Raw genomic sequence first — 25,744 nt, 5'->3', positions numbered from 1 at the left:
GGAGGCGTGCGGACTTCATATGAAAATGATGCATCACAAGCCGCAGTGGCGCCTTACCTTCGTGCTGACGCTGTGTTTTCTGTTTGGAATCATGGGACAGGTATTCGCCGGTTCTCCCTCGGGAGAGTGGATGCAGCAGCAGGCTGACCAGCTTCCCAAGGATCAGGTGGAAAAATATTGGGACCAACTCATGCAACAATACGGTGGTTTTTTCCCGGAAGGAAAAACGCCTTCCTTTATGGATATGTTAATGCCTGGCAATGAAGGGTTCAGCCTGAAATCGGTGTTTATAGCGATTGGGACCTTCATGCTGCATGAGATTTTATATAACGGCAAACTTCTGGTCACGATTGTGATGCTGAGTGTGCTGAGTATGATTTTGGAGACGTTACAGACCGCTTTTGAGAAAAACAATATTAGCAAAATCGCGTACTCCATCTGTTACATGGTCATTATTATCATCGCCATAAACAGCTTCAGTGTTGCGATTGGATACGCCAAGGATGCCATAGCGAGCATGATCAACTTTATGATGGCCATGGTGCCCCTGTTGTTTACACTGCTGGCTTCAATGGGAAATGTCATTACCGTTTCTGTGACCCATCCGCTTATCATTTTCATGATTCATCTGGTTGGTACATTGATTCATATGCTGGTGTTCCCATTACTCTTTTTCTCAGCCGTATTACATCTCGTCAGTTCCTTGTCCGACAAGTACAAGCTTACACAGCTGGCAGACCTGTTACGGAACATTAGTGTGGCTCTACTCGGAATACTGCTCACGATGTTCCTGGGCGTAATTTCGGTGCAGGGGGCATCGGGCTCCGTGGCAGATGGTGTCAGTCTGAAAGCAGCGAAGTACATCGCAGGCAACTTTGTCCCCATTGTCGGCAGAACGTTTGCGGATGCAACGGACACAGTTATCACAGCGTCACTGCTGGTGAAAAATGCAATCGGACTAACGGGTGTCATCATCATCTTGTTTTTATGCGCGTTTCCTGCACTTAAAATTCTGACGCTAGCCCTGATCTACAACATAACTGGCGCGATCATGCAACCGCTAGGGGATACGCCGATTGTAGGATGTCTGCAGGCGATAGGTAAAAGCATGATTTACGTATTTGCGGCACTAGCAGCCGTCGGACTGATGTTTTTTCTGGCAATCACAATCTTGCTAACCGCAGGCAATCTGACCGTCATGATGAGATGAGGGGATGCTCGAGAGAAAGGGGCTGGAAGGATGGGGTGGCTGAGCAGCTGGCTCCGGGAATTGATCATGATCGTTCTGCTGGCGACTTTCGTGGATATGCTGTTGCCCAATCGATCCATGGAACGCTATGTCAAGCTTGTGCTGAGCCTTCTTATCCTGCTGACCCTGTTATCGCCCATAACGAAGCTCTTGAAAAGTGATCCGGTTGGCGAGCTTAAGCGAGCGATGACCGCCATGGATTCGCCATCGGATGGAAATGTAACACTTGAACAGATTTTGGCTCAGGGCAAGCGGCTGCAATCCAATGAACAGGAACAATCCCTGCAATGGACAGCCAAAGAACTGGCTAACGTAATGAAAGGGCAAATTGAAGAAACAACCGGGGAGAGAGTGCAGTCTGTCGAGGTAAAGCTCGCCATGGATACAAGCCAGCCGGAGACGGATTTGGCCTCTTCGGTGGAACTTCCAGTGATCCAGTATGTTTTGGTGGAGATGTCGGGTGAGACAGCAGCCGGGAAAGTCAACTCCAATACATCTCAACAGGAAGCGGGGGGAGCTACAAAACCGATATTCGGCTCTGACCCGGAATCCGAAGCCACTGAATCACCTCCAGTAAAGGAGCCAATCGAGATTGGTCAGATTGAGGTCCCGGAAGTACAGATCGAAGTGGAAAGTGGCAGCAATCGTGAAAGTAGCGTGGGCAATGGTAACTCTGACGAGCCGCAAAATGGACAGGAAGCTGACTCCACACCTGTGTCGGGTGAGCTAGCAGAGACAAACTCTCAGCAAGGACAGACGTCCTCCCGATCTGAACGAGCGGTACAAATTATTACGCTGTTGACAGAGAAGTGGGATATTGATGCAAACAAAGTACAGGTGAAAGAAAAGAAAAGTGCTTCGGCGCTGTAAGAAGGAGGGTATCCGATGAGGCAATGGCTCAAAAAGATGGAAAGCTGGTTCGGCGGAGGAGAAGGTGGGCAACGGCGTAGTCAAACCTTTCGCTGGCTGATTATTCTTGGTTTGATCGGAGTCGGAATTATGCTGTTCAACTCTTTCGTCAATGTCAAAAAGATTGATTCCGAAAATATCGGTCGCGAGCCTCCTGATCCGGCTACATCCATGGCATCCATACAGACGGATCCGACGGATCAGAATCCATTTCAGGCGATAGAGATCGCATTTGAGGACAAGATCAAGGGTGTGCTGGAAAATATCGTTGGAGTGGGAACTGTTGATGTGATGGTTACCGTGGATTCTACAGAGGAGCTTGTTGTACAGCGTAATGTGAAGGATTCGCAGCAGCTCACGGAAGAAACGGATGCAAGCGGGGGCAAGCGACATATGACGCAATATACCCGGGATGGTGAGATTATTACGTATGAAATATCAGGGGATCAGACACCGATTGTCACGAAAAAGCTCAAACCGCAGATCCGGGGCGTGCTTGTCGTTGCCAGAGGTGCAGAGAACAAGGTTGTGAAGGACCTGATTACAGATGCTGTGGAAAAAGGACTGAATGTTGCGGCCTACCGAATTTCGGTTGTTCCGCGCAAGCAGGATTAGTCCGGAACCATGAATCAAAAGATTTGATTGTCATAAGAATGAAGCCAATTCGAGGAGGAAGTTCTAATGAATAACAAACGTCAAACGGTATGGCTCGTATCCATGCTGAGTCTGATGGTCATTTTGTCCGCCTACTACCTGTTCACTGAAGATTCCGGTCCGGTTAATACGCCTGTAGCTGACAGCACGCAGGTGGATAGTATGAAGCAGGGAGAAGCGAAGGAAACGGCTGGAATCCTTGATCCAACAGAAGGTTTGGTTGTGAATGAAGTGGTGAATGGCGGCGAAGTTACAGGAACTGAAGGAGAGCAAACGGCAACTGAATCTGTTGATAATCCTGCGGTTGTAGACGGTAAAGAAGCTGGAGACACCGAGAAATCACCAGCTGCGGAATCGGGAGAGAAACAAGGTGAAGCGGGTAAAGGCAACGAGAAAGGGACAGACAAAGGCGCAGCAACCACTCCTGAGACAAATACCGGAACAGAAGGCAGTGCGACGAAAACAGATGAGGACGTCCTCAAGGAGATGGAGGAGCAGAATACGGCGGCGTCCGCGAGCAGCCAGTTCCAGAACTACCAGTGGCAGCGTGAGGAAAGTAACAATCGCAAGTATGAAGAACTCATGACCGTTGCAGGCGATCTGAGCAAAACGCCAGAAGAAAATGCCAAAGCAACAGAGCAGCTTCGTACGCTGGAAGAAAAAGAAGCCAAAATCAATGGTATTGAAGAAACCCTGTCGCAGCAGTTTGCCAATGCCATCGTTCAAGAGGAATCCGACAAGTATAAAGTCGTTGTTCTCAGTGACAAATTGGATGTAAAACAGGCGGTTTCCATTGTGGATCTGGTTATGAAAGAACTGGCTGTATCCCAAAATAAAATCAGCGTGCAATATGTGACAGAACAGTAATCTAAAATATGGAAAAGTAGCCCCGAGAGCTGGATTAGATCTCGGGCTCTTTCCATTTTTAATGATTATGATATAATACATAAAGCCATATGACCGTCCTAGTGAGACTGGCATGATGCCGAAGGAGTGAATAATGGAAATGTTTAAATTGAGTGAGATCAAAGAGCTGATCAAACTGGTAGATGAAAGTTCCGTTCAAGAGTTGGAAATTGAAAACGAAGGATCACGGTTGTCGATTCGCAAACCGGGTAAAACCGAATATGTTCAGGCAGCTGCTATTCAACCGCAAATGATTGCTGCACCACAGGTGCAACCGGCTGCAGTTGTAGCTGAGGCTGCTCCGCAAGTCGATACTACAAGTCATTTACATAAAATTGTATCTCCGATGGTGGGTACTTTTTACAGAGCTTCCTCGCCGGAAGCAGGTCCTTTTGTAAGCGCTGGTGATAAAGTTGTTGAGAAAACAACGGTATGTATCATTGAGGCGATGAAGCTGATGAACGAGCTTGATGCTGACATCAAGGGAGAAATCGTTGAAGTGCTGGTTGAGAACGGACAGCTGGTTGAGTATGGACAACCCCTGTTCCTGGTGAAACCGGAATAACGGTTATAGCCGCATAACGGCAACTGCATGAGCTTCGAAGGAGGACAATAACGAAATGAAATTTCAAAAAATACTGATTGCGAACCGTGGCGAAATTGCGGTACGTATTATTCGTGCCTGTCGTGAAATCGGCATTTCGACGGTAGCAGTCTATTCGGAAGCGGATAAAGACTCCCTGCATGTTCGTCTTGCAGATGAAGCGTATTGTATCGGGCCTACACTTTCGAAAGACAGTTATCTAAACTTCACAAATCTGATGAGTGTAGCTACACTGACGGAATGTGATGCGATCCACCCAGGCTATGGATTCCTGGCAGAGAATGCTGATTTTGCAGAAATCTGTGGTTCCTGCAATATTACGTTCATCGGCCCTTCTCCGGAAGCCATTACCAAAATGGGTGATAAGGCTGTTGCCAAACAAACGATGAAGGATGCAGGTGTACCTGTAATTCCGGGATCCGACGGTTTGGTTGAAAATATGAATGAAGCCATTATGATTGCTAGAGATATTGGATATCCTGTCATTATCAAAGCTACTGCTGGTGGTGGAGGTAAAGGGATTCGTATTGCTGAAGATGAAGAGACGTTGATCAAACAAATTACAGCTGCCCAGCAGGAAGCACAGAAAGCTTTCGGCAATGCCGGAGTATATCTGGAGAAATTCCTGACAGGCATGAAGCACGTGGAGATTCAGATCATTGCAGACAAACATGGAAATGCAGTGCATCTGGGCGAGCGTGATTGTTCCGTTCAGCGTCGACGTCAAAAGCTCGTGGAAGAAGCACCTTGTCCTATCATCTCTGAAGAAGTGCGTACATTGATGGGAGATGCCGCAGTACGGGCAGCGCTTGCCGTGAATTACTCGGGAGCAGGTACACTTGAGTTCTTGCTCAGCCCTAACGGTGAATTCTATTTCATGGAAATGAATACACGTATTCAGGTAGAACACCCTGTAACGGAAATGGTTACAGGAGTGGATCTGATCCGCGAAATGATCTCGGTAGCTGAAGGCAATCCGCTTTCTTTCCGTCAGGAAGATGTTGTGATCAATGGCTGGTCCATTGAGTGCCGTATCAACGCAGAAGATCCAGACCGTAACTTTATGCCGTCACCAGGCAAAATTGGTTTCTACCTTGCACCAGGAGGACCGGGTGTACGTGTAGATAGTGCAGCTTATCCGGGCTACACGATCTCTCCTTATTACGACTCCATGATCGCTAAATTGATCGTATGGGGAGCAAACCGGGAAGAGGCCATCGCGAAGATGAAGCGTGCATTGGCTGAGTTTGCGATTGAAGGCATCTCCACAACGATTCCTTTTCATCAGAAATTGCTGGAGCATCCAACGTTCGTTCGGGGTGACTTTGATATCAAATTTCTTGAGGAAAATGAGATTTAAAAGGTATATTGGGCTTGTTTGTCATAATGTAGCCCAAATGATATAGTATGTAATAATAAGAGCGCATGTCTCCTGCAGAGGATAAGCCGCCGCACATACGCGGATGAAGGGTTGCAGGAGTTCCGGTAAAGCCGGACCGGAAGGGTTCTGAAGGCCAGATTGGCCTGAGTACCAGCGCCCTGACGGATGGCCGCAAACTTATTTCGCGAAAGGTGTGTTGAACAGTTATGAGTACACTGCCGACAGAATTTGAACGAACGGATATCGGTGAAATCCAGATCGCACCTGAAGTTATTGAAGTGATTGCTGGACTGGCTACAGTTGAAGTCAAAGGTGTTGCAGGCATGAGCGGCGGATTCGCTGGTGGATTTGCTGAATTGCTTGGTCGCAAAAACCTTTCCAAAGGCGTTAAGGTTGAAGTAGGTCAGCGTGAAGCTGCTGTGGATGTTTCCGTTATTATTGAATATGGTTACCGTCTGCCACAGGTGGCTACTGAAATTCAACAGAACGTGAAGCGCTCCATCGAGAACATGACAGGATTGAATGTGAATGAAGTTAATGTGCACATTCATGACGTTCAGTTCAAGAGCACCGAGAAAGTTGAAGAAATTGACCTGAACAGTCAGCGCGTAAAATAAAAGAAGACAGATTCCCCCGGCATCACTGCCGGGGGTTATCCCGTCTTGGACAGGTCTTCATAAAAAGCGGAAGCTTGCACCGGAGGATCATCCTTTTGCCAAAGGGCAGGTTAAGCCATGTTAGTGAGCAAGGGAGGCTGTGCAGTTCGTGGCTAAAATACTGGATCGGCTTCTGTTGTTTATATACAGCATAAGCGTTGGAGCAATATCGGCAGCAGTCATACTTCTTATCAGTGGTGTGCTGCCTTACGAATTGAATTACCAGCAGGAACAAAACGTCATTATTGCGGCGGTTGTTGCCGCAGCGATTTTGTTTATCCTGAGTTTGCGATTTTTCTACATCTCGGTTCGGCGTGATCGTGCTTCATTGCCGTCTGTAGATCAACGTACCGAGTATGGTGATGTGCAGATTTCGATGGAAACGATTGAAAATCTCTGTCTCAAAGCGACTTCCCGTTTCCGGGGAGTACGTGATGTCAAAGCTCGTATTCGTGTGGTTGAATCTGGACTGGAAATTATGATTCGCGCTGTAGTGGATGGCGAGACGCCAATCCCGACGCTGACAGCCGATCTGCAGAAGGCAATACATGATCATGTACATGAGATTACGGGTATCCCGGTTTCTTTTGTCACCGTGTATATTGCCAACGTTACCCAGTCGCCTAACTACAAGAGTCGAGTGGAATGAGGTGAGTTTCACTGATGCTGTGGAGAGAGATTTGGGATAGTCACAGAGGCCGAATTACCGGAATTGTCGGCGGCATCTTTTTTGGATTTCTTTATGTATGGATCGGTTTTTGGGATATGTTGTTCTTTGCACTCTTGGTGTTCATAGGTTATACGTTAGGCAGACGAAGCGACTCGAAGCTGGGCTCGTTCATTCCCTGGAGGGAATGGGGGCAATGGCTCGGCGATCGCTGGCGTCCCTTTAAGTGAGCCACCTGAACCCTGCAATATGTTTCTTCCGAAAATAGAGCTGTAGTTTAGGTTGCCCGTTTTTTGGAGGAAACGATTGCAGGTTTTTTTGTGAAAAGGGATAACAATATAATAAGATCTCTGATTCCATCAAAGATTTTATATTTTAAAATAAGCATGATGACGCTCCACAGGGAGCGCTGCAGGAGGCAGGACATGAAAAGACGTTTGGCAAGGGAAATTGCAGTACAAAGTCTGTATCAGATGGAAATGAATGAAGTGGGCGCAGCTGAAGCCGTGAATATGTTGATTAATGAAGCCGCTGAAGACAATGAAACCGAAGTGGTTATTCATGATGCAGATGTAATGCGTACCTACGTGACCGAAATGGTACAGGGCGCATGGAACAATAAAGAAGCGATTGACGGATTACTGGTCGATTATTTGAAAGGCTGGCAGATTAGCCGTCTGTCACGTGTAGACCGCCAGATCCTACGGCTTTCAACGTATGAAATGGTGTTCCGTGATGATATTCCGGCAAAAGTATCCGTCAATGAAGCGATTGAATTGTCCAAGTATTTTGGTACAGATGAATCCGGTAAGTTCGTTAACGGCGTACTTGGGCGTATGATTCAGGAAGTCAGCACGATTAAAGCAAAACTGTCTTAATTTTGTGAGTCACTTAATTATATGTTCACATAAGGGAGAGAGAGAGTACAATGACAGCATCTATTATTAACGGTAAAGAAGTATCCCAAGAGATCCGCGCAAGCATGACGACAGAAGTAAAACAGCTTAGCGAACAGGGGGTAGTACCTGGTCTGGCTGTTGTGCTCGTCGGGGAAGATCCGGCATCCCAAGTATATGTGCGTAATAAAGAAAAAGCATGTCACGACCTCGGTTTCTATTCCGAAGTTCATCGTCTGGATGCAAGCACCTCCCAAGAGGATCTGCTCGCGCTGGTGGACAAGCTGAACAAACAGGAATCCATTAACGGAATTTTGGTTCAGCTCCCATTACCGAAGCATATCGAAGAGAAAGCGGTAATCGATGCGATCGCCGTGGACAAAGATGTGGATGGATTCCATCCGGTTAATGTGGGGAACCTCGTCATTGGTGACGATAGTCTGTTGCCATGCACCCCTGCGGGCGTGATCGAGCTGATCAAGCGTACCGGTCTTGAAATGTCAGGCAAACATGCCGTAGTCATCGGACGCAGCAACATTGTCGGCAAACCGGTATCCTTGCTGCTTCAACGTGAGAACGCAACGGTAACGATGTGTCATTCCCGTACAGCGAACATGAAAGAGATTACGCGTCAGGCAGATATTCTTGTGGTTGCTATCGGACGTGCAAACTTTGTGGATGCCGATTTCGTCAAACCGGGTGCCGTTGTAATCGATGTGGGGATGAACCGTCTGGATAACGGAAAACTGGCAGGAGATGTAGATTTCGAGAGCGTGAAGATGGTATCTGGCCCAATTACTCCGGTTCCTGGAGGCGTTGGCCCAATGACAATCACTATGTTAATGCAAAATACACTGATCGCGGCCAAACGCGCTCACGGATTGGCCTAGGTCGAATCTGTGGCAGATCAAAAGATCTATTCCATCAAAGACCTGAACCGATACATCCGGATGAAGCTAGAATCGGATCAGGTACTGTCGGATGTATGGCTGCGCGGAGAGATCTCCAATTTTACACATCACTCCAGCGGTCATATGTATTTTACATTGAAGGACAAGGACAGCCGAATTAAGTCCATTATGTTTGCTTCCCATAATCAACGATTGCCCTTTGTACCGAAGGAGGGTGCAAGGGTTATTGCTCGTGGTAATGTCTCGGTGTATGAGCGGGATGGACAATATCAATTCTACGCTACACACATGCAACCGGACGGTATTGGAAGTCTGTACTTGGCCTATGAGCAGTTGAAAAAAAAGCTGGAGGACGAGGGACTGTTCTCTACATCACGGAAAAGGCAGATTCCCCGTTTTCCACAGACGATTGGTGTGGTAACCTCACCTACAGGTGCAGCGGTAAGGGATATCATGATTACATTGCAACGCAGATATCCTTCTGCCCAAGTGATTCTGTATCCTGTACTCGTTCAAGGTAAAGGTGCAGCTCCTTCCATTGTGAAGGCCATCAATAACCTGAACCGAATGGGTGAAGCCGATGTGCTGATTGTCGGACGAGGCGGCGGATCACTGGAAGAGCTGTGGGCTTTCAATGAGGAGATCGTGGCAAGAGCGATTGTGGGTTCGGCCATTCCAGTGATATCAGCCGTTGGGCATGAAACGGATTTTACGATTGCCGATTTTGCTGCTGATCTACGTGCGGCAACACCTACGGCTGCTGCCGAACTGGCAGTACCCAATCGAGCTGAGCTGCTTGATCAGATCGCTCAGCGCCAGCGTCAGCTGCAGCACAGTTTACGTCAGCGTGCTGTTCATAATCGCGAGCGACTGGCCAGATTGCAACGCTCACCTGTGCTTGTGCATCCCAGACGTACCTTAATGCAGCATACGGAGCGACTGGATATGCTGCAACAACGTCTTCTGCGAACTGTAGATACACGTATGAAATGGACAACCGAGAAACAGGAACGTTTGCGTGCAGCGCTGCAGCGGTTCAATCCTCGTGAACAGGTGAATGCAGCAAGACGGGAGAATGCATCAGCCCGGCGTCAACTGGAGGTTGCAATCCGATCCATTGCGAGAGCGAAGCAGCAGCAGTGGAAATCATCTGTACGTCATTTGGATGCGCTTAGCCCGCTCAAAGTTATGTCACGCGGATACAGCCTTGTCTATGACGAACAGGAGCAACGATTGATCAAATCGATGAAGGATGTACAGCCTGGAGATTCGATAAAGATTAAATTAACAGACGGACAGTTGGACTGTCAGGTTTGGGGAATGAAGGAGGACGACAATACCCATGGCGAATGAACCGGAATTGAATTTTGAAGAGGCAATGGCGGCATTGGAAGACATCGTAGGTCAGCTTGAGCATGGTGATGTTCCACTGGAACAGGCCATCGATTTGTTTCAGCGCGGAATGAAACTTTCCCAACTTTGTGGTTTGAAGTTAGAACAAGTGGAACGTAAGATCGAGATGATCGTAGAAGAGGATGGGGAACTTCGCAAGAAACCGTTCGGCGCTGCCGTCGACGAAAGTGGTGAAGTCAATGAGTAATCGTCCTTCGTTTGAAACGTATCTTGAGGAAGTCACAGCTGAGGTGACGGGAGAGTTGCAGCAGACTCTTCCTGTTCACTGGGATGTGCCTCAGTCACTGGCTGACGCGATGCAGTATTCACTTATGGCCGGGGGCAAACGCCTTCGTCCACTTCTGGTCGTTGCTGCGGCGGAAGCCTTCGGTGCACAGCGTACAGCTGCATTGCCGGTAGCCTGCGCCGTGGAGATGGTTCATACGTATTCGTTGATCCACGATGACCTGCCTGCCATGGATAATGACGACTATCGCAGGGGAAAATTAACGAATCACAAAGTATTTGGTGAAGCGACAGCTATATTGGCTGGCGATGCACTTTTAACGCACGCTTTTTATAGTATTGTTCAGGCAGGTCGTCGCAGTGGTGTGTCAGCAGACGCATTGTTATCCATTGTGGAGGAATTGTCGGAATTGGCTGGCGCAAGAGGCATGGTTGGCGGACAAGTGGCTGATATGGAAGGCGAACAGGGCATGACAGATCTTGCCCAATTGCAATATATTCATCTGCACAAGACCGGAGATTTAATTGTGTTTTCTCTCATTGCGGGCGCACGTATTGGTGGTGCGACAGACGGACAGTTGGAGGCGCTGCGCGTATTTGGCAGAGATCTGGGGTTAGCTTTCCAGATTCAGGACGATATTCTCGACCTGACGGGTGACGAGCAGAAAATGGGCAAGAAGACGCAAAGTGATGTGAATCAGCAAAAGGTTACATACCCTTATTTTATTGGTATGGATGCCTCTCTTCAAGAGGTGAAGTCCCTTACGCAATCTGCGAAAGATGCACTTGGCAGAGCGGAGTTACCTGACCCTTCGAGACTGATGGAGATTGCAGATTATCTGATGAGTCGAGATCATTAGTTTTGGTTGAGCGTCTCTGTTTCAAATCACCCAGAATCGTGTAATCAATTTAATGTGCTTTTTCTGGGCTTCATGAAGAGAGTCTGTTCCAAGTGGGTTTGGGAATACATATTGAGGAAGATCATACGAACCTTGCTGGCGAAAATGCTCGTTATCAGGAGTATAGTGCCGTAAATTATGATTCTTGTTCTTTTATGTTATAATGTTTTAATGTCATTTAATAAACTGTGTATATATGGATTACACCAAATCAAACAATCTAGGAAAGCGGGGAGATTCTCGTGCTGCTTCCACAAATTAAACAACCCAGTGATCTAAAGTCGATGTCTCAGGATGATCTCGTTCTTTTGTCGGCAGAGATCCGGCAGTTTCTGATTGAGAAGCTGTCCGTTACAGGGGGCCATCTCGCACCCAACTTAGGAGTGGTTGAGCTCACGGTAGCCCTGCATTACTGCTATAACAGTCCAGTGGACAAAATGATTTTCGATGTAGGGCATCAGGCTTATGTGCACAAAGTTCTAACAGGACGGATGGATCGCTTCGATACACTTCGTCAGCATAATGGCTTGTGTGGATTTGTTAAACGTAACGAGAGTGAACATGATGTATGGGAAGCGGGCCACAGTAGCACATCGTTATCTGCTGCGATGGGCATGGCGCTTGCCCGTGATCTTAAAGGTGAAGACAATCAGGTTATCGCGATGATCGGGGATGGAGCGCTTACAGGTGGTATGGCCTTTGAAGCTCTCAATCACATCGGTCATGAACAGAAAAAGCTGATGGTTATCCTCAATGATAATGAAATGTCCATTGCTCCGAATGTCGGGGCTATGCATAAATATTTGAGCAAAATTCGTTCGGATCGCCATTATCTGAAAGCCAAGGATGATGTGGAGGGAATGCTTAAAAAAATTCCTGCCATAGGGGATCGTTTGGCCAAATCGGCGAGCTGGATTAAAGATAGTGTCAAATACATGATGGTTCCAGGAGTTCTGTTCGAAGAGCTGGGCTTCACCTATTTGGGACCCATTGATGGACACGACATTCCGAAATTGATTGAAACGTTCAAACAGGCGGATAACGTCGATGGTCCTGTAATGGTTCATGTACTGACAACCAAAGGTAAAGGCTATCAGCCAGCTGAGGCCGATTCACACAAATGGCACGGAATTTCTCCGTACAAAATTGAATCAGGTCAAGTGCTTAAGGCTGTAGGCAAACCGATGTATACGGAAGTGTTCGGTAAAACGTTGATTGATCTTGCCAAGCAGGATAAACGAATTGTTGCGGTAACACCAGCCATGCCAACAGGTTCAGGTCTCATTCCTTTCAGTAAAGAATTCCCTGATCGCATGATTGACGTGGGTATTGCCGAACAGCATGCAGCAACCATGTGTGCAGCACTGGCAATGGAAGGGTTGAAGCCGGTATTTGCCGTCTATTCGACGTTTATGCAACGTGCTTATGATCAGATTGTACATGATATTTGTCGTCATAATGCCAATGTCATGTTCGCCATTGACCGTGCCGGATTTGTCGGTCCAGATGGTGAAACGCATCAAGGTGTGTACGATGTGGCGTTTATGCGTCATATTCCGAATATCGTTCTGATGATGCCTAAGGATGAGAATGAACTGCGCCATATGATGAAGACGGCGCTTGAATATAATGAAGGCCCGATTGCTTATCGTTATCCACGAAACAATGTTGTAGGCGTGCCCCTTGATGATGAACTCATTCCGATTCCAATCGGTACATGGGAACAGCTTCGTCCATCTGAAGGTTATGCTATCATCGCTTCGGGGTCAATGGTACAGCTTGCTGAAGAAGCTGCAGAGACGGTTAAAAGAGAAGGTATTACGGTTGGCGTAATAAACGCCCGCTTCCTTAAGCCGCTTGATGAGCAGATGCTGCGTGATCTAGCAGTTCGAGGCACGAAGTTAATTGTGCTTGAAGAAGCATCACAAGCAGGCAGTATGGGCAGTGCAGTTCTGGAGTTTTACGCAGAACAAGGACTGCATGATGTTCATGTACAGCTGATGGGCATTCCGGATCGATTCATTGAACATGGCAGTATTGAGGATCAAAGAGCTGAAGTGGGACTCACGGTCGAGAATGTGAGTTCGGAGCTGCGCAGTTTGGCAGCCCAATCTTCATATGGTATGTCCAGAACTCGGTTTCCTTCATAACTGGAACAATCAGAGAAACTGGAACACATTATTGATTAATTAGGATTACTACATGATAGGAGAAAGACATGTCACTCCCGAAAGAACGAATTGATGTTCTGCTGGTTGAGCAGGGATACTACGAAAGTCGTGAGAAGGCAAAAGCTGCAATCATGGCTGGACTGGTATATGCCAACAATGAGCGGATTGAAAAAGCGGGCATGAAGATTCCACGGGAAGCCGAACTTAAAGTAAAGGGTTCAGTACATCCCTATGTCGGTAGAGGCGGATTAAAGCTTGAAAAAGCGATCCGTCACTTCGATCTCGATATGAATGGACTTGTGATGCTTGATATCGGTTCATCCACTGGTGGATTTACTGATTGTGCCCTACAACATGGTGCATCTCATGTATATGCCATAGATGTAGGATATAACCAGCTGGATTGGTCACTCCGTAATGATGAACGGGTTACTGTAATGGAAAGAACCAATTTCCGTTATGTGACTCCCGCAGATCTTCATGGACCTGTGCCGAATTTTGCTAGTATTGATGTATCCTTTATTTCGCTGAGAATTATCTTGCCGCCGTTGCTGGCACTTCTAAAGCAACCGGCAGATATTGTGGCGTTAATTAAACCTCAGTTTGAAGCAGGCCGTGAGAAAGTCGGCAAGTCTGGCGTCGTTCGTGATACTAAGGTTCACAAGGACGTTTTGCAGACGATGCTTCGTTTCGCAAATGAGCTTGGATTAAAGCTAAAAGGTTTAACATTCTCGCCGATTACAGGCGGAGAAGGAAATATTGAATTTCTCGCTCACTGGCGTCTGGAAGAACCAGAGGCAACACAACAAGAGAACGTTCAGGCTTCACTTGATGCACTTGCAGATCAAGTTGCAAGGGAAGCTGCCCATACTTTTACAGGAAACTCATCATAGGATGGGTTTCTTTTCGCTGGAAAGGTGACATTCTAAAAGGAAATCGGTTGTCGAATCTCGAATATGTTTTCGAGGTGAGCGATGATGGATGGGCAATATGACACAATTGTTATTGGTGTACTTGCTGTCTGCTTAATTTTATGGCTGTTCTCTGGCTTTCGGAATTGGGTTAATCGTCCGATTCCAGTAAACTTGTCGGGTATGCAACTGAATTTAGAAATTCAGGATTCACCCGCAGTGGATCTGCTTGAAGCGGAAGGATATGAAGTCATCGGAGGTAAAATGAAAATTCCTTTAGCCTTTGAAGCGGATGAATCCGTTTATTACAGCAGGCTGTTCATTGATTATGTAGCAGAGCGTGATGATGAGAGATATCTGGTGAAGACGTCCCGTCGCAGGCAACCTCTTGAACTTACTGGGCCATCCCTGCGAGACCGCTTCCTGTATTATTTATTGTTATATCCCGGCTGTGAAGGGTTGTTGTATGTGGACTTGGAGGAATCGGATATCAAGGTAATCAGGCTCATGGACTATCAGGAAGACGTATATGATGGAGATGATCTGGACTAAGGGTAGTTATGAAACCTGAAAGTTGTTTATATAACGAATGAACGAATTGCAGGATGGCAAACGTTATGGAAATTAGAATTTTCCGTTTTATTGCAATACATTGAACTTTTAACTGGAGGCATGTATGAAAGGACAACGACACATTAAGATACGTGAAATCATTAGTCAAAACGAAATTGAAACCCAGGATGATCTGGTTGAAGCTTTGCGTAAATCCGGATTCCAGGTGACTCAAGCCACTGTATCACGGGATATTAAGGAGCTTCTTTTAATCAAGATTCCAATGGACGATGGACGATATAAGTATTCGCTACCTACAGACCAACGATATAATCCGATTCAGAAACTGAAACGTGCCCTTGTGGACAACTTCTTACACATCGATCATACAAACAATCTGGTCGTAATGAAGTGTTTGCCTGGCACAGCTAACTCCATTGCTGCCTTGCTCGATAATATTGAATGGACGGAAGTGATGGGCACCATCTGTGGAGATGATACCATACTCATTATCTGCCGGACGGAAAGTAACAGCGTGACCGTAATCGAGCGGATTATGGGTTATATATCCTAGAATATAATGGTTCAAAAACATAATTTCTGAGTGAGTCATCCGGAGGTGTTTTTGCAGATGTTAGTTACATTATCGATTCGTAATCTGGCTGTTGTAGAAGAAGTTGATGTTGTTTTCCACCCGGGATTTCATGTCTTGTCTGGTGAAACAGGAGCGGGTAAATCGATCATTATTGATGCCTTGGGTCTGATTGCAGGTGGACGAAGCTCTGCCGATCTGATCCGTTATGGATGTGGGAAGGCCGAGATGGAGGCTCTGTTTGAAATGGAGCCTAGCCATCCGGTATGGGTAACGTTAGAGAAGCTTGGCATCCATTGTGAGCCTGAGGAGCATCTGGTGATCCGCCGGGAACTGAATACCCAAGGCAAAAGTACATCTCGTATTAACGGCCAATTGGTCAATTTAACGATGCTCCGTGAAGTCGGAGAAAAATTAATCAATATTCACGGACAGCATGAACATCAAAGTTTGTTGCGCGCAGAAAGTCATCTGGGGCTTCTGGATACATACGGGGCAGCAATCATCGGTCCAGTCAAGACGGAATATCAAGAACGATACAGTAAATTTATTACGGCGGAAAAAGAACTGCGTGCACTTCAGGAATCCAGTCAACGTGCGTATCAATTGCTGGACATGTACCGTTTTCAACTTGAAGAGATTGCAGCTGCTTCTTTAACGCAGGGTGAGGATGAATTACTCGGAGAAGAACGGGTCAAACTATCCCATAGTGAGAAAATGATGGACAGTGTTGCTGGTGCGTATGATCTGCTTAGCGGTCAACGTGGGTTAGAAGCTGTAAGTATCGCGCTGTCACGAATTGAAGATATATCAGGATATGATAGCAAAGGCTTGCAGCCTATTGTTGAACAGCTCCAGTCAGCATTTTATCAGTTGGAAGACGCGACGTTTCAGTTGCGTGATTATCGGGAGAAGATCGAATTTAACCCGGGTAGATTGGAAGAAGTGGAACAGCGACTGAATCTGATTTCTGGCCTCAGACGGAAATACGGTGACAGTGTGGAACTTATTTTGAATTATTATGAACAAATTAGCCATGAAACCGACCAGTTGGAGAACAAGGATGAACGTTTGGAGAAGCTGCGTAATGAACGTGACAAATTGCTCAAATTAGTCATGGAGTCTGCGGAGGAACTCAGCCGGGTTCGTAAACAATGTGCAGAGGAACTTGCAGCGCAGGTGGAAAGTGAACTGAAGGATTTGCAGATGGAGAGAACGACGTTACGAGTTCAAATTACTCCTTTTGAAGATGCAAAAGGGATCGAATGGAATGGGCGTCGCATTCGCCTTACGCGTCAGGGTGCAGATAATGCGGAATTCCTGATCTCTCCGAATCCAGGTGAGCCTTTACGTCCGCTTGGTAAGATTGCTTCCGGTGGTGAGTTGTCCCGAATGATGCTGGCGATGAAGAGTATTTTCGCACGTCATGACCGGATTCCGGTGTTGATCTTTGACGAGGTGGATACAGGTGTGAGCGGAAGAGCAGCACAATCCATTGCGGAGAAATTATACCGTCTGTCCTCCACTTGCCAAGTTTTCTCTATTACTCACTTGCCACAGGTCGCTTGTATGGCGGATCATCAGTATCTCATCGAAAAGCATGTGTATGACGGGCGCACGATGACACAAGTGGAATCGCTGTCAGACGAAGGCAGAGTGAAGGAATTGGCACGTATGCTCGGCGGTGTGGAAATTACAGAAAAAACGCTGCATCATGCACAGGAAATGCTGAATTTGGCGGAAGCCAAAAAAGGGTGAAACGAGCGGCTGGCGTAATGATTGACAGTAATAAAAGCCTGGGGGCGAGGTTATCTTATAGGTACGCAATTGGCGACCACCTTTCGTCAAGCGAAAGAAGCAAAGGGAGTGTGACAGCCATTGAATTCCCCCCTCAGGAAGAAATTGCTAGGTCTTTTATTTGCCTTCTTTCTATGTGTGATCAGCCAGGCCATTCAGCCTGTGCAAAGTTATGCTTCATTGCCTGATGAACTTCAGGTATTTGCAGGCAGGCAGGCTGACGTTCATCTCGCTGTACCGGCTGCTTCAAGTGCTGTTGTGGATCGTCCTGATATCGTCGGTTTTGATGGGAAAGAAACTGCGGTCCATGTAACGAAGCAACAACCTTTGCATCTTCATCCCCAACAAACGGGACATGCCAAATTAACGTTGAAGTTGTGGGGCAAAATTCCGGTAAAAACAGTTAACGTAAATGTGATTCCGGATTTGCGTGTAGTACCCGGGGGACAAACCATTGGCGTCAAAGTAAAATCTGCAGGTATTCTGGTTGTAGGGCACCATCTGGTCCGTTCTGGACAAGATGAACGTGTATCCCCTGGAGAATCAGCAGGCATCAAGCTTGGAGATCTGATTACCCATATGGACGGTAAACGCCTTGATGGTGTATCGGGTGTAGCTGAAGCTGTTGAGCTTGCAGGCAAGAGCAAAAAAGGAATTGATGTCGTTTTAAAACGAGGTAAAGAAACGGTTAAAACCCGTTTGACACCGGCTTATGACGCGGAAGACAAAGCCTGGAGGCTTGGCTTGTACATTCGTGACTCCGCCGCGGGTGTAGGAACATTAACCTTCTATGCTCCAGATCAAGGCGTATATGGCGCTCTAGGACATGTCATCACGGATATGAACACGCAGACCTCCATCGTTGTCGGTAGTGGTCAGATTGTTCAGTCCAATGTAACGTCAATCTCTAAGAGTGAATCCGGTGATCCGGGTGAAAAACGAGCTCATTTCCTGAAAGAAAGCAAAATTTTGGGCAATATTGAACGTAATACGGCTTTTGGTATCTTTGGTAAAATGTCCGGAAATCCTGAACATAGTTTGTATTCAAAAGGAATTCCTGTTGCTTTCTCCCATGAAGTAAAAGAAGGTCCTGCAGAAATTCTCACAGTTGTTGAGGGTCAGCAGGTGGAGCGTTTCTCGATTGATATTGTTCACGTAGCAGACCAATCCGAACCGGCGACCAAAGGTCTGGTGCTTCGAATCACAGATCCGAAGCTGCTGGATAAGACCGGAGGCATTGTACAAGGCATGAGTGGTAGCCCCATTGTGCAAAATGGTAAACTTATCGGTGCCGTGACCCATGTGTTTGTCAATGATCCGAAATCAGGTTATGGCTGCTTCATTGAGTGGATGTTACAAGATGCAGGAGTCATGATGAAAAAGGATAATGCAAAAAACCTTAAGGCGGGATAACCTCCTTAAGGTTTTTTTGTCGAATGGAAACATATAATATCGGATAATGAAATAAATTATTTATTATATAGCAATGAGAAAAAAAAATAAAGAAAAATAATTTTCGACAGAAGGAATTTCCTCCCCTGTGTCGAAAATTTAACCTGTAAGGAAATGTACGAAACGATGTTTAAATTAAAGGAGGATACCGTTTTGCAAAAAATTGAGGTATTGCTGGCCGATGATAATCGTGAATTTACGAATTTGCTTGCCGAATATATATCCGAACAGGAAGATATGGAAGTAACCGGAATTGCTTACAATGGAGAAGAAGTGCTGCAGTTGCTGGAGCAGACTCGCGATGTACCGGATGTACTTATTCTGGATATTATTATGCCTCACCTGGATGGACTGGGTGTACTGGAGCGTCTGCGCAACCTGAATCTGTCTCCACAGCCCAAAGTCATTATGCTTACGGCTTTCGGACAAGAGAATATCACGCAGCGTGCCGTGCAACTCGGAGCTTCTTATTACATCCTGAAACCATTTGACATGGAAGTACTCGCGAATCGTGTACGTCAACTGGTTGGCACGCAAACCACGATCTCCACAGGCGGTGGTGGCGGTTCATCGATGTTTATGAACAAGTCCAACGTGGTGCCGATGGGTAAACACAAAAATTTGGATGCAAGCATTACGTCCATCATACATGAAATCGGCGTTCCTGCGCATATTAAAGGATATCAGTATTTACGCGAAGCCATCACTATGGTGTATAACAATATCGAAATTTTGGGTGCTATCACGAAAACATTGTACCCAGCGATTGCCGAAAAGTTCAAAACAACGCCGTCTCGCGTCGAACGAGCCATTCGTCATGCTATCGAAGTGGCTTGGACACGTGGTAACATCGACAGCATCAGCCACCTGTTTGGTTATACCATCAATATCAGCAAGTCGAAACCGACGAACTCCGAGTTCATCGCGATGGTCGCTGACAAGCTTAGAATTGAGAATAAGGTGTCCTGAAAGGATCAGGAATGATATATAATAATTCTTGATTACTTATGTATGAGCAGATTGAAATTTATGATTTAACATAAATAATGAAACCTAAAAAACCGTTACAATCGGGCTTAAATAGCCTTTTTGTAACGGTTTTTTATACATGTAGGAGGCGTTTACCTCTCTACTCTTGTTATAATGAAATAAATTTTAATGCTTTAAAAGAAGTGCAAAGGAGATGAATCTACTGAATAAAACTGAAATTTCACAACTAATCTTTTCTAAGTATCTCGAAGCAGGTAATTTGATGAGTTATTTTGGTCAAGAAATAGTTCATATTGATAATTTAAAAAAATATTCAGATGAGCAATGGTTAAGTAAGAGTGAAGAAGTACTAACTTTTGATTTTGATGGCTGGTCAGCCAATGTCACTTTTACTAAAAACGGTTCTTATCATAGTGACAGCTTAGATTTCTTCTTTTCTACAAATGATGCTAATAAGTATACTATTGGACTTTATGAAGATCTGCAGCGCTTCATTCTTAGCAGTGGAATAAATGTGAACCTGTTTGTTTCCGACAATGAGCTCGTATTTTTGTTCAAGAACGCAGCCAGTGCTCATTATTTGTTGCAGAATGATCGTTATGTGCTTCGAAAGCTGTCGGGAGCTTTTTTAGATTATGCTCAGACATATGCCTACTATAAAAAAATATATGGTGAATCAACATCCATTTTTTAATATGGTCTGAAACTACATATCACCTCTGTCACCTGTTCAAACCCGAATGTCGAGCGATGTAAAGGAAGGGGCAGGGGATTTATTTGATTGAGTCTCTTGAGTTTTTCCTGGGTCTTTATCATTCTGCGTACCATTGGAATTCTTCGATTTGCTTTCAGCCTTATTTCCCTCAACGACTTCCTGATTTTCCTTTTCCACAGAGGATGAAGGTGTAGGAGACGAAACGGATTCTTTTGGCTCAGGCTGATGTATCTCTTTCATCAAATCTCCAATCTTCTGACCTACTTTGCTCATTTGGGAGCTGATGTCCTGCACGATTTCTCTTTTTTTCTGGAATACCGTACGTTCAGCATTTTCAAGCATCATCGATTTGCCAGCATCATTGCCAGCATTAATCTCCAGAACCAGTCGGTCAAACTTGGTTTCACCTTCAATGGTTTGTATGGAGCTGTTCATGCGATCTCGCAAACCGACCAGTTTACCTAACTGATCGTAAGTCTGACTGTGCTTAATTAGATGGTCCATGGATGGGGGTTGAGCTTCGTCATTGCGCTGGGGCTGTTGTTCTTTGGTCTTCTCAGGCTGTTTTAATTTGTTCTTTTCCTCCATTTCCTCTGCTTTGATCTGGGCGATCTGCGTGTCGATTTGCGTAATGGAGCTCGTTAATGATTTGATTCGTGCTGCTTTGGTTTTAGTGTCCAGTTCATCATTGGATTTTACAGCTTGTACTTCTTCATTAAGCCTAACCTTCTGCTGCATAAGTCCCTGAATTTCCTTATCTCTACTGGAGACTTGGCTCCCGGGGGTGAAGCTGCTTTTGGAGGCAGGTGAAATTGAATTCATGGTCTTTTCCCCTTCTTCGTTATATCGTGGATCTACTTACATATATCGGATGTTACGAGAAGCAAATGAAGATACGCTGGTAATAAGTTCACTTTCACTTGTGTGTTGCTTACTTGCTAATAATGATTGATAATGGTTATCAATGAGTGAAGGGCTGTTTAGTCAATCTATTTAGACGGAGTTGGGTTAATGAAATGTGGAATAATTATTACATACTCTGGAGCTATGCTGCTGTGAGTATTGCGGATATACGTTATATGGAGTTAGGGCCAACCGAGGAGCTAACATATAAATTTCCTGCGAGCACGTTTGTATTCACCATCCAGGGTAAAGCCTATGTGACCATAAACGACCAGAAGCATGAAGTGAGTCGTTTTTATGTTCTTCATGGTGGAAAAGGAAGCGTGCTGCATATTGAAGCTGGACAATCTGGATTAAACCTGTTTTACCTTATGTACAAATCAAGCTTGCCAAGTGGAGGAAGAACCGATTTGGGCAACATGATGGAGCACATGAATCCATTTCAGCTAACCTATGGTTTTGCCCCTGAGTCACCTGTTGTGCTGTATGAGCAAGTAAAACAGATACACGCTTTATGGAATCAAAAGAACCCCATACATCATTTTCAGGCAAAAAGTCTTTTTTATCCTTTTGTAGAGCAAGTATCAGCACAAATTCCTCATGCTGCAACTCGTTATTCCATTACGAATCAGGTCAGCAAAGTCATCAAAATTGTGGAATCCTCTTATGCTGAGCCCCTAACGTTGCATGTTTTGGCGGAGAAGGTCGGCAGCAGTCCCAGAAGTCTGTCCCGCAAGTTCAAACAGGCCACGGGTTATAGTCCAATCGACTATTTGATTCAGTTCCGTTTGTTCAAGGCCAAGGAGATGCTGCTGCATACCGACGCTACATTAGATGAGATTGCAGCAGGCATCGGTTATCCGGACGGATATTATCTGGGACGTATGTTCAAAAAACATACAGGTGTTTCTCCGCTTCAGTTCAAGGAGAAAACATCTGTACCCCTAAAATGGCCTGATCTGACATCGACCTTGGCGCGAAATGACATTTCCAGTGGAAGAGCTGGAAGGTATGTTTATAACGATGATGATAATCATTATCAATATAAACACGGAGGGTCATTGTACATGAATAGACAGACAAGAACAGGAATGCTGCTTAGTATTTTATTAAGTCTCACTTTACTGCTGAGTGCCTGCTCGACAGGGGCAACTAGTAATTCTGGGGGAGAAACATCGGGAAGCAAAGGGACTTCGAGTGCTACCAGCACAGTAACCGCCGATAGCCAATCGAACAATTCCGAGCCTCGGATCATCTCGACGGTCAAGGGAGATATTACGGTCCCGGCTGAACCCAAGCGAATTGTGGTGGATTTATATTTAGGAAGCCTGATTGCTTTGGGAATCAAGCCAGTCGGTACACCGGAAATGAACTTGAAAAACCCCTATTTTATCAAATCACTTGAGGGCGTAGAGAATATTGGTGAATACGAAACCATTTCTCTTGAAAAGGTGTTGGAACTTCAACCAGATCTGATTGTCACAGGTGATCCTGATTTGTTTGATTCTTTTAGCAAAATTGCGCCTACGCTTGTTGTTCCTTATGGAGAGTTGAAAAATACCCATGAAGAGATCGCTTATTTTGGTAAAGCGTTGAACAAAGAAAAAGAGGCTGAGTCATGGTTGGCCGATTACGACGGACGAATTGCGGATGCCAAGAAGCGTGTAAGTGAAGCAATCGATGCAGATGCAGAAGTATCCGTTATGCAATTTTACGATAAAGGACCGTTAGCCTTTGGTGATAATTTTGGGCGTGGAGGTCAAGCTGTGTACAGTGCTCTCGGATTGAATCCTCCGGCAGACAAAAAAGAGATATTAATGAAAGATCAGCTTGTTGAAGTCTCGTCCGAATCCATACCCGAATTTGCCGGTGATTACATTATTCTTACGGGAGACAACCTAACTTTGGAGGAATTGAAATCCAAGCCAGTATGGAGTTCGCTTGATGCCGTTAAGAATGATCGTGTGTTTATCTGGAGTCCGGATCGTTCATGGTACTTTGACCCTATTGCAACGTTGGATCAGACCGAGGAATTGGCAGCTTGGTTCACGAAGACAGCGGATCAAAAGTAAATCTTTCGGATCATTGGTTGATGAAATTGAATCCTGGTCAAAATACAGTTGATAATGAAAATTATTATCATCTATAATGAAGGAATGATAGTGAACCACTATAAAGCTTCGGTTAGAGGATGGTTTGCAGAATAATGACCTGCACAAGGTCTTGTTCCTGGTGAGACTGGGATTGGAGAGTAATCGATGCAATTAAACGAACAGATGCAAAGCTGGAATCACGCGGCTGTTAAAATTCTGGATATACGCCGGATCGCCATGGAGGCAGGGGAGATACAGGAGTCCTATTTGCTTCCGGCAAACGCTTTTATATACAGCATTCGGGGTGCAGCTCAACTTAAATTGGATGGGAAAACACACGAAGCACAGCGATTCTGTATTCTGCATGGTGGTAAAGGATCATCACTGGATATTCGGGTGAGCGAAAAGTTTGAATATTACTTGCTGTTCTACAGGGCATTCCTTGCGTTCCCAACTCATCGTAAAACATGGCGGTTGTCACAACCTCCTCAGATTGCTCCGTTCTCTTTGCAATATGGATTTACGCCGAGCAATCCTCTTGCTATATTGCGCTATTTTGGAGAACTGGAGAAAGCGTGGGATCAGGCGAGCAGACTGGACTTGCTGCAAGTAAAAAGTTTGTTCTACCAATTTATTCATGAGCTGTTGTTTCAATTGGCAGAGCAGGAAGTCAGAACAGTGCCTCCAGACCCTATTGAGCAAACACTTCGCTACATCCAGGAGCATTATAGGGAACAGGTGACTCTGGATTTTCTGGCTGAACAATTCAACTACAGCTCCCGTCATTTATCTATGCAATTTAAAAGGAAGACAGGACACAGTCCGATTGATTATCTCATTCAAACGAGACTGACCAAGGCCCGGAATCTGCTTGTGCGATCCGATGCAACCCTGCGCGAAATCGCGGCAGAAGTGGGATACACGGATGTGTATTATTTCAGCCGTATTTTCAAAAAACATGTGGGCCTGTCCCCCACACTCTATCAGCGGAAAATAAGAGACCAGACCCTTGCAGAGGATCGTCCATTACAATTCTCCGAATCGTCCATTGGCTGGAGATGGAAGCGAGGATATATTGATTATGAGAATCATTATCAATATATAGACGGAGGGTCTACATCAATGAAAAGAAGAAAAACAAGCTCCAGCATGATTTTGGTTGCACTTTTAAGCATCACAATGCTTTTATCGGCATGCTCCGCTGGCTCTACAACAACAACAGTTACGGGGGAAGGCACGAATACGAACTCATCTACGAGCACAGCCGCATCTTCATCATCAGATTCAGGTAGTCAAACGAACAATGAAAATGGAACACGCACGGTCTCCACGGTTAAAGGTGATGTTGTTGTCCCGGCAAATCCTAAACGGGTGGTTGTACTTTATCTTCAAGGAGATGTTGTAGCGCTTGGAATTAAGCCTATTGCGACGTCTGACGTATTTGATGGGGCTGCATATAAGAATGAGCTTGAAGGGGTAAATTCACTAGGCACCTGGTTCGAACCAAACCCTGAGGCTGTCATTGATCTGGACCCGGATTTGATCATTGTTCCTTCAGAAGAGACTTACACGCTATTAAAAGATATTGCACCAACTGTGTATGTCCCATATGAGAAATTGACAACGGAAGAAAGACTTCATAGTATCGCTAGCATTTTCGGAAAAGAACAGGAAGCAGACGTTTTAATCGACAATCTTAACAGTAAAGTTGAAGAGAGCAAGAAAAAGCTTGCTGATGCAGGCATACTGGACAAAACGGCCTCCATCGTCGAGGGTGGGCTGAAAGAGATGGTCATTGTAGAAAGTAAGCAATACGGCCGAGGATCTCAGGCTATATATGAGTACTTGGAAATGAAAGCACCTGAAGCGGTCCAGAAAAAAATTGACGTCGTTTCCGACGCGGCAGGTTCGACCTTGTCCATGGAAGTTCTTCCTGAGTATATGGGAGACTACGTGTTTCGTTCGGTATATGAAGGGGCAGATAACCTTAACGATAATCCAATTTGGAATAGCATACCCGCTATCAAAGAAGGCCGTTTAATCGAGATTGATTTTGATTTCTTCTATTACTCGGATATCTATTCCATCAACAAGCAAATCGATTTCGTTGTCGAGCATCTACTGGCAGCTCCCAAAGTTAAGTAATCAACAAATAAATAACCGATGGTAGTTTTGTATAAGAAATGTTTGAATTTTAG

General features: G+C 45.6%; 25 protein-coding genes. 24 read left to right on the top strand and 1 reads right to left on the bottom strand.

The window, feature by feature from the left end:
- Positions 1-19 precede the first annotated feature (19 nt).
- From spoIIIAE to BUA17_RS24310, 22 genes are all read left to right on the top strand, one after another.
- Positions 20-1,210 (top strand): stage III sporulation protein AE, encoded by a 1,191-nt coding sequence (gene spoIIIAE, locus BUA17_RS24415; protein WP_063565695.1) that lies wholly within the window; start codon positions 20-22, stop codon positions 1,208-1,210.
- A gap of 30 nt (positions 1,211-1,240) precedes the next feature.
- The gene (gene spoIIIAF / locus BUA17_RS24410) at positions 1,241-2,119 is read left to right on the top strand and encodes a stage III sporulation protein AF (RefSeq protein ID WP_072735306.1); all 879 of its coding nucleotides are present in this window, start codon (positions 1,241-1,243) and stop codon (positions 2,117-2,119) included.
- A gap of 15 nt (positions 2,120-2,134) precedes the next feature.
- Entirely contained in the window at positions 2,135-2,773 is a 639-nt protein-coding gene (gene spoIIIAG / locus BUA17_RS24405) for a stage III sporulation protein AG (protein WP_063565697.1), read from the top strand.
- A 66-nt stretch (positions 2,774-2,839) separates the two neighbouring features.
- The gene (locus BUA17_RS24400; RefSeq protein WP_072735305.1) at positions 2,840-3,679 is read left to right on the top strand and encodes a SpoIIIAH-like family protein; all 840 of its coding nucleotides are present in this window, start codon (positions 2,840-2,842) and stop codon (positions 3,677-3,679) included.
- Between the two features lie 139 nt (positions 3,680-3,818).
- A complete protein-coding gene (gene accB / locus BUA17_RS24395; protein WP_063565765.1) occupies positions 3,819-4,283 on the top strand; it encodes an acetyl-CoA carboxylase biotin carboxyl carrier protein in 465 nt (154 codons plus the stop codon).
- 55 nt (positions 4,284-4,338) lie between these two features.
- Positions 4,339-5,682 (top strand): acetyl-CoA carboxylase biotin carboxylase subunit, encoded by a 1,344-nt coding sequence (gene accC, locus BUA17_RS24390; protein ID WP_063565699.1) that lies wholly within the window; start codon positions 4,339-4,341, stop codon positions 5,680-5,682.
- Positions 5,683-5,909: 227 nt separating this feature from the next.
- Positions 5,910-6,320, top strand: coding sequence for an Asp23/Gls24 family envelope stress response protein (locus tag BUA17_RS24385; protein WP_024630996.1), 411 nt, complete (start codon positions 5,910-5,912; stop codon positions 6,318-6,320).
- Between the two features lie 148 nt (positions 6,321-6,468).
- Positions 6,469-7,008 carry an alkaline shock response membrane anchor protein AmaP gene (gene amaP / locus BUA17_RS24380; protein WP_064636741.1) on the top strand — a complete coding sequence of 180 codons (540 nt, stop codon included), beginning with the start codon at positions 6,469-6,471 and terminating at the stop codon, positions 7,006-7,008.
- A 14-nt stretch (positions 7,009-7,022) separates the two neighbouring features.
- Positions 7,023-7,256 carry a DUF2273 domain-containing protein gene (locus BUA17_RS24375; RefSeq protein WP_053784412.1) on the top strand — a complete coding sequence of 78 codons (234 nt, stop codon included), beginning with the start codon at positions 7,023-7,025 and terminating at the stop codon, positions 7,254-7,256.
- 195 nt (positions 7,257-7,451) lie between these two features.
- Positions 7,452-7,904: a transcription antitermination factor NusB gene (nusB, locus tag BUA17_RS24370; protein ID WP_063565701.1), complete on the top strand. Its 453-nt coding sequence runs from the start codon at positions 7,452-7,454 to the stop codon at positions 7,902-7,904.
- A gap of 50 nt (positions 7,905-7,954) precedes the next feature.
- The gene (gene folD, locus BUA17_RS24365; protein ID WP_063565702.1) at positions 7,955-8,812 is read left to right on the top strand and encodes a bifunctional methylenetetrahydrofolate dehydrogenase/methenyltetrahydrofolate cyclohydrolase FolD; all 858 of its coding nucleotides are present in this window, start codon (positions 7,955-7,957) and stop codon (positions 8,810-8,812) included.
- Between the two features lie 9 nt (positions 8,813-8,821).
- Entirely contained in the window at positions 8,822-10,186 is a 1,365-nt protein-coding gene (gene xseA, locus BUA17_RS24360) for an exodeoxyribonuclease VII large subunit (protein WP_072735304.1), read from the top strand.
- Positions 10,176-10,433 carry an exodeoxyribonuclease VII small subunit gene (gene xseB, locus BUA17_RS24355; protein WP_063565703.1) on the top strand — a complete coding sequence of 86 codons (258 nt, stop codon included), beginning with the start codon at positions 10,176-10,178 and terminating at the stop codon, positions 10,431-10,433. The genes xseA and xseB overlap by 11 nt, the downstream gene beginning before the upstream one ends.
- The gene (locus BUA17_RS24350; protein WP_063565704.1) at positions 10,426-11,331 is read left to right on the top strand and encodes a polyprenyl synthetase family protein; all 906 of its coding nucleotides are present in this window, start codon (positions 10,426-10,428) and stop codon (positions 11,329-11,331) included. Before xseB ends, BUA17_RS24350 begins: the two co-directional genes overlap by 8 nt.
- Positions 11,332-11,612: 281 nt before the next feature.
- Positions 11,613-13,520, top strand: a complete 1,908-nt coding sequence (gene dxs / locus BUA17_RS24345; protein ID WP_072735303.1) for a 1-deoxy-D-xylulose-5-phosphate synthase — start codon at positions 11,613-11,615, stop codon at positions 13,518-13,520.
- A gap of 68 nt (positions 13,521-13,588) precedes the next feature.
- Positions 13,589-14,434, top strand: a complete 846-nt coding sequence (locus BUA17_RS24340) for a TlyA family RNA methyltransferase (RefSeq protein ID WP_072735302.1) — start codon at positions 13,589-13,591, stop codon at positions 14,432-14,434.
- An 81-nt stretch (positions 14,435-14,515) separates the two neighbouring features.
- Entirely contained in the window at positions 14,516-15,004 is a 489-nt protein-coding gene (locus BUA17_RS24335) for a hypothetical protein (RefSeq protein WP_240321473.1), read from the top strand.
- A 124-nt stretch (positions 15,005-15,128) separates the two neighbouring features.
- The gene (gene argR / locus BUA17_RS24330; RefSeq protein ID WP_063565708.1) at positions 15,129-15,578 is read left to right on the top strand and encodes a transcriptional regulator AhrC/ArgR; all 450 of its coding nucleotides are present in this window, start codon (positions 15,129-15,131) and stop codon (positions 15,576-15,578) included.
- A gap of 57 nt (positions 15,579-15,635) precedes the next feature.
- A complete protein-coding gene (gene recN, locus BUA17_RS24325) occupies positions 15,636-17,354 on the top strand; it encodes a DNA repair protein RecN (RefSeq protein ID WP_072735301.1) in 1,719 nt (572 codons plus the stop codon).
- A gap of 120 nt (positions 17,355-17,474) precedes the next feature.
- Positions 17,475-18,806: a SpoIVB peptidase gene (spoIVB, locus tag BUA17_RS24320; RefSeq protein WP_063565710.1), complete on the top strand. Its 1,332-nt coding sequence runs from the start codon at positions 17,475-17,477 to the stop codon at positions 18,804-18,806.
- Positions 18,807-18,998: 192 nt separating this feature from the next.
- Positions 18,999-19,814: a sporulation transcription factor Spo0A gene (gene spo0A, locus BUA17_RS24315; protein ID WP_063565711.1), complete on the top strand. Its 816-nt coding sequence runs from the start codon at positions 18,999-19,001 to the stop codon at positions 19,812-19,814.
- Between the two features lie 214 nt (positions 19,815-20,028).
- On the top strand, positions 20,029-20,529 hold the full coding sequence (locus BUA17_RS24310; RefSeq protein ID WP_139295727.1) for a hypothetical protein: 501 nt from the start codon (positions 20,029-20,031) through the stop codon (positions 20,527-20,529).
- 36 nt (positions 20,530-20,565) lie between these two features.
- On the opposite strand, the gene BUA17_RS24305 is transcribed toward BUA17_RS24310, so the two are convergent.
- Entirely contained in the window at positions 20,566-21,372 is an 807-nt protein-coding gene (locus tag BUA17_RS24305; RefSeq protein WP_072735299.1) for a FlxA-like family protein, read from the bottom strand.
- A gap of 233 nt (positions 21,373-21,605) precedes the next feature.
- On the opposite strand from BUA17_RS24305, the gene BUA17_RS24300 reads away from it, so the two are divergent.
- Positions 21,606-23,525: an AraC family transcriptional regulator gene (locus BUA17_RS24300; protein WP_170867929.1), complete on the top strand. Its 1,920-nt coding sequence runs from the start codon at positions 21,606-21,608 to the stop codon at positions 23,523-23,525.
- A 186-nt stretch (positions 23,526-23,711) separates the two neighbouring features.
- Positions 23,712-25,691: an AraC family transcriptional regulator gene (locus tag BUA17_RS24295; RefSeq protein ID WP_072735297.1), complete on the top strand. Its 1,980-nt coding sequence runs from the start codon at positions 23,712-23,714 to the stop codon at positions 25,689-25,691.
- The last annotated feature ends 53 nt before the right edge of the window (positions 25,692-25,744 follow it).

The sequence above is a fragment of the Paenibacillus sp. ov031 genome (assembly GCF_900143165.1).
GTDB lineage: Bacteria > Bacillota > Bacilli > Paenibacillales > Paenibacillaceae > Paenibacillus > Paenibacillus marchantiae.
The sequence above is the reverse complement of the archived record's forward strand: the minus strand, read 5'-3'. Positions and strand labels throughout refer to the sequence as shown.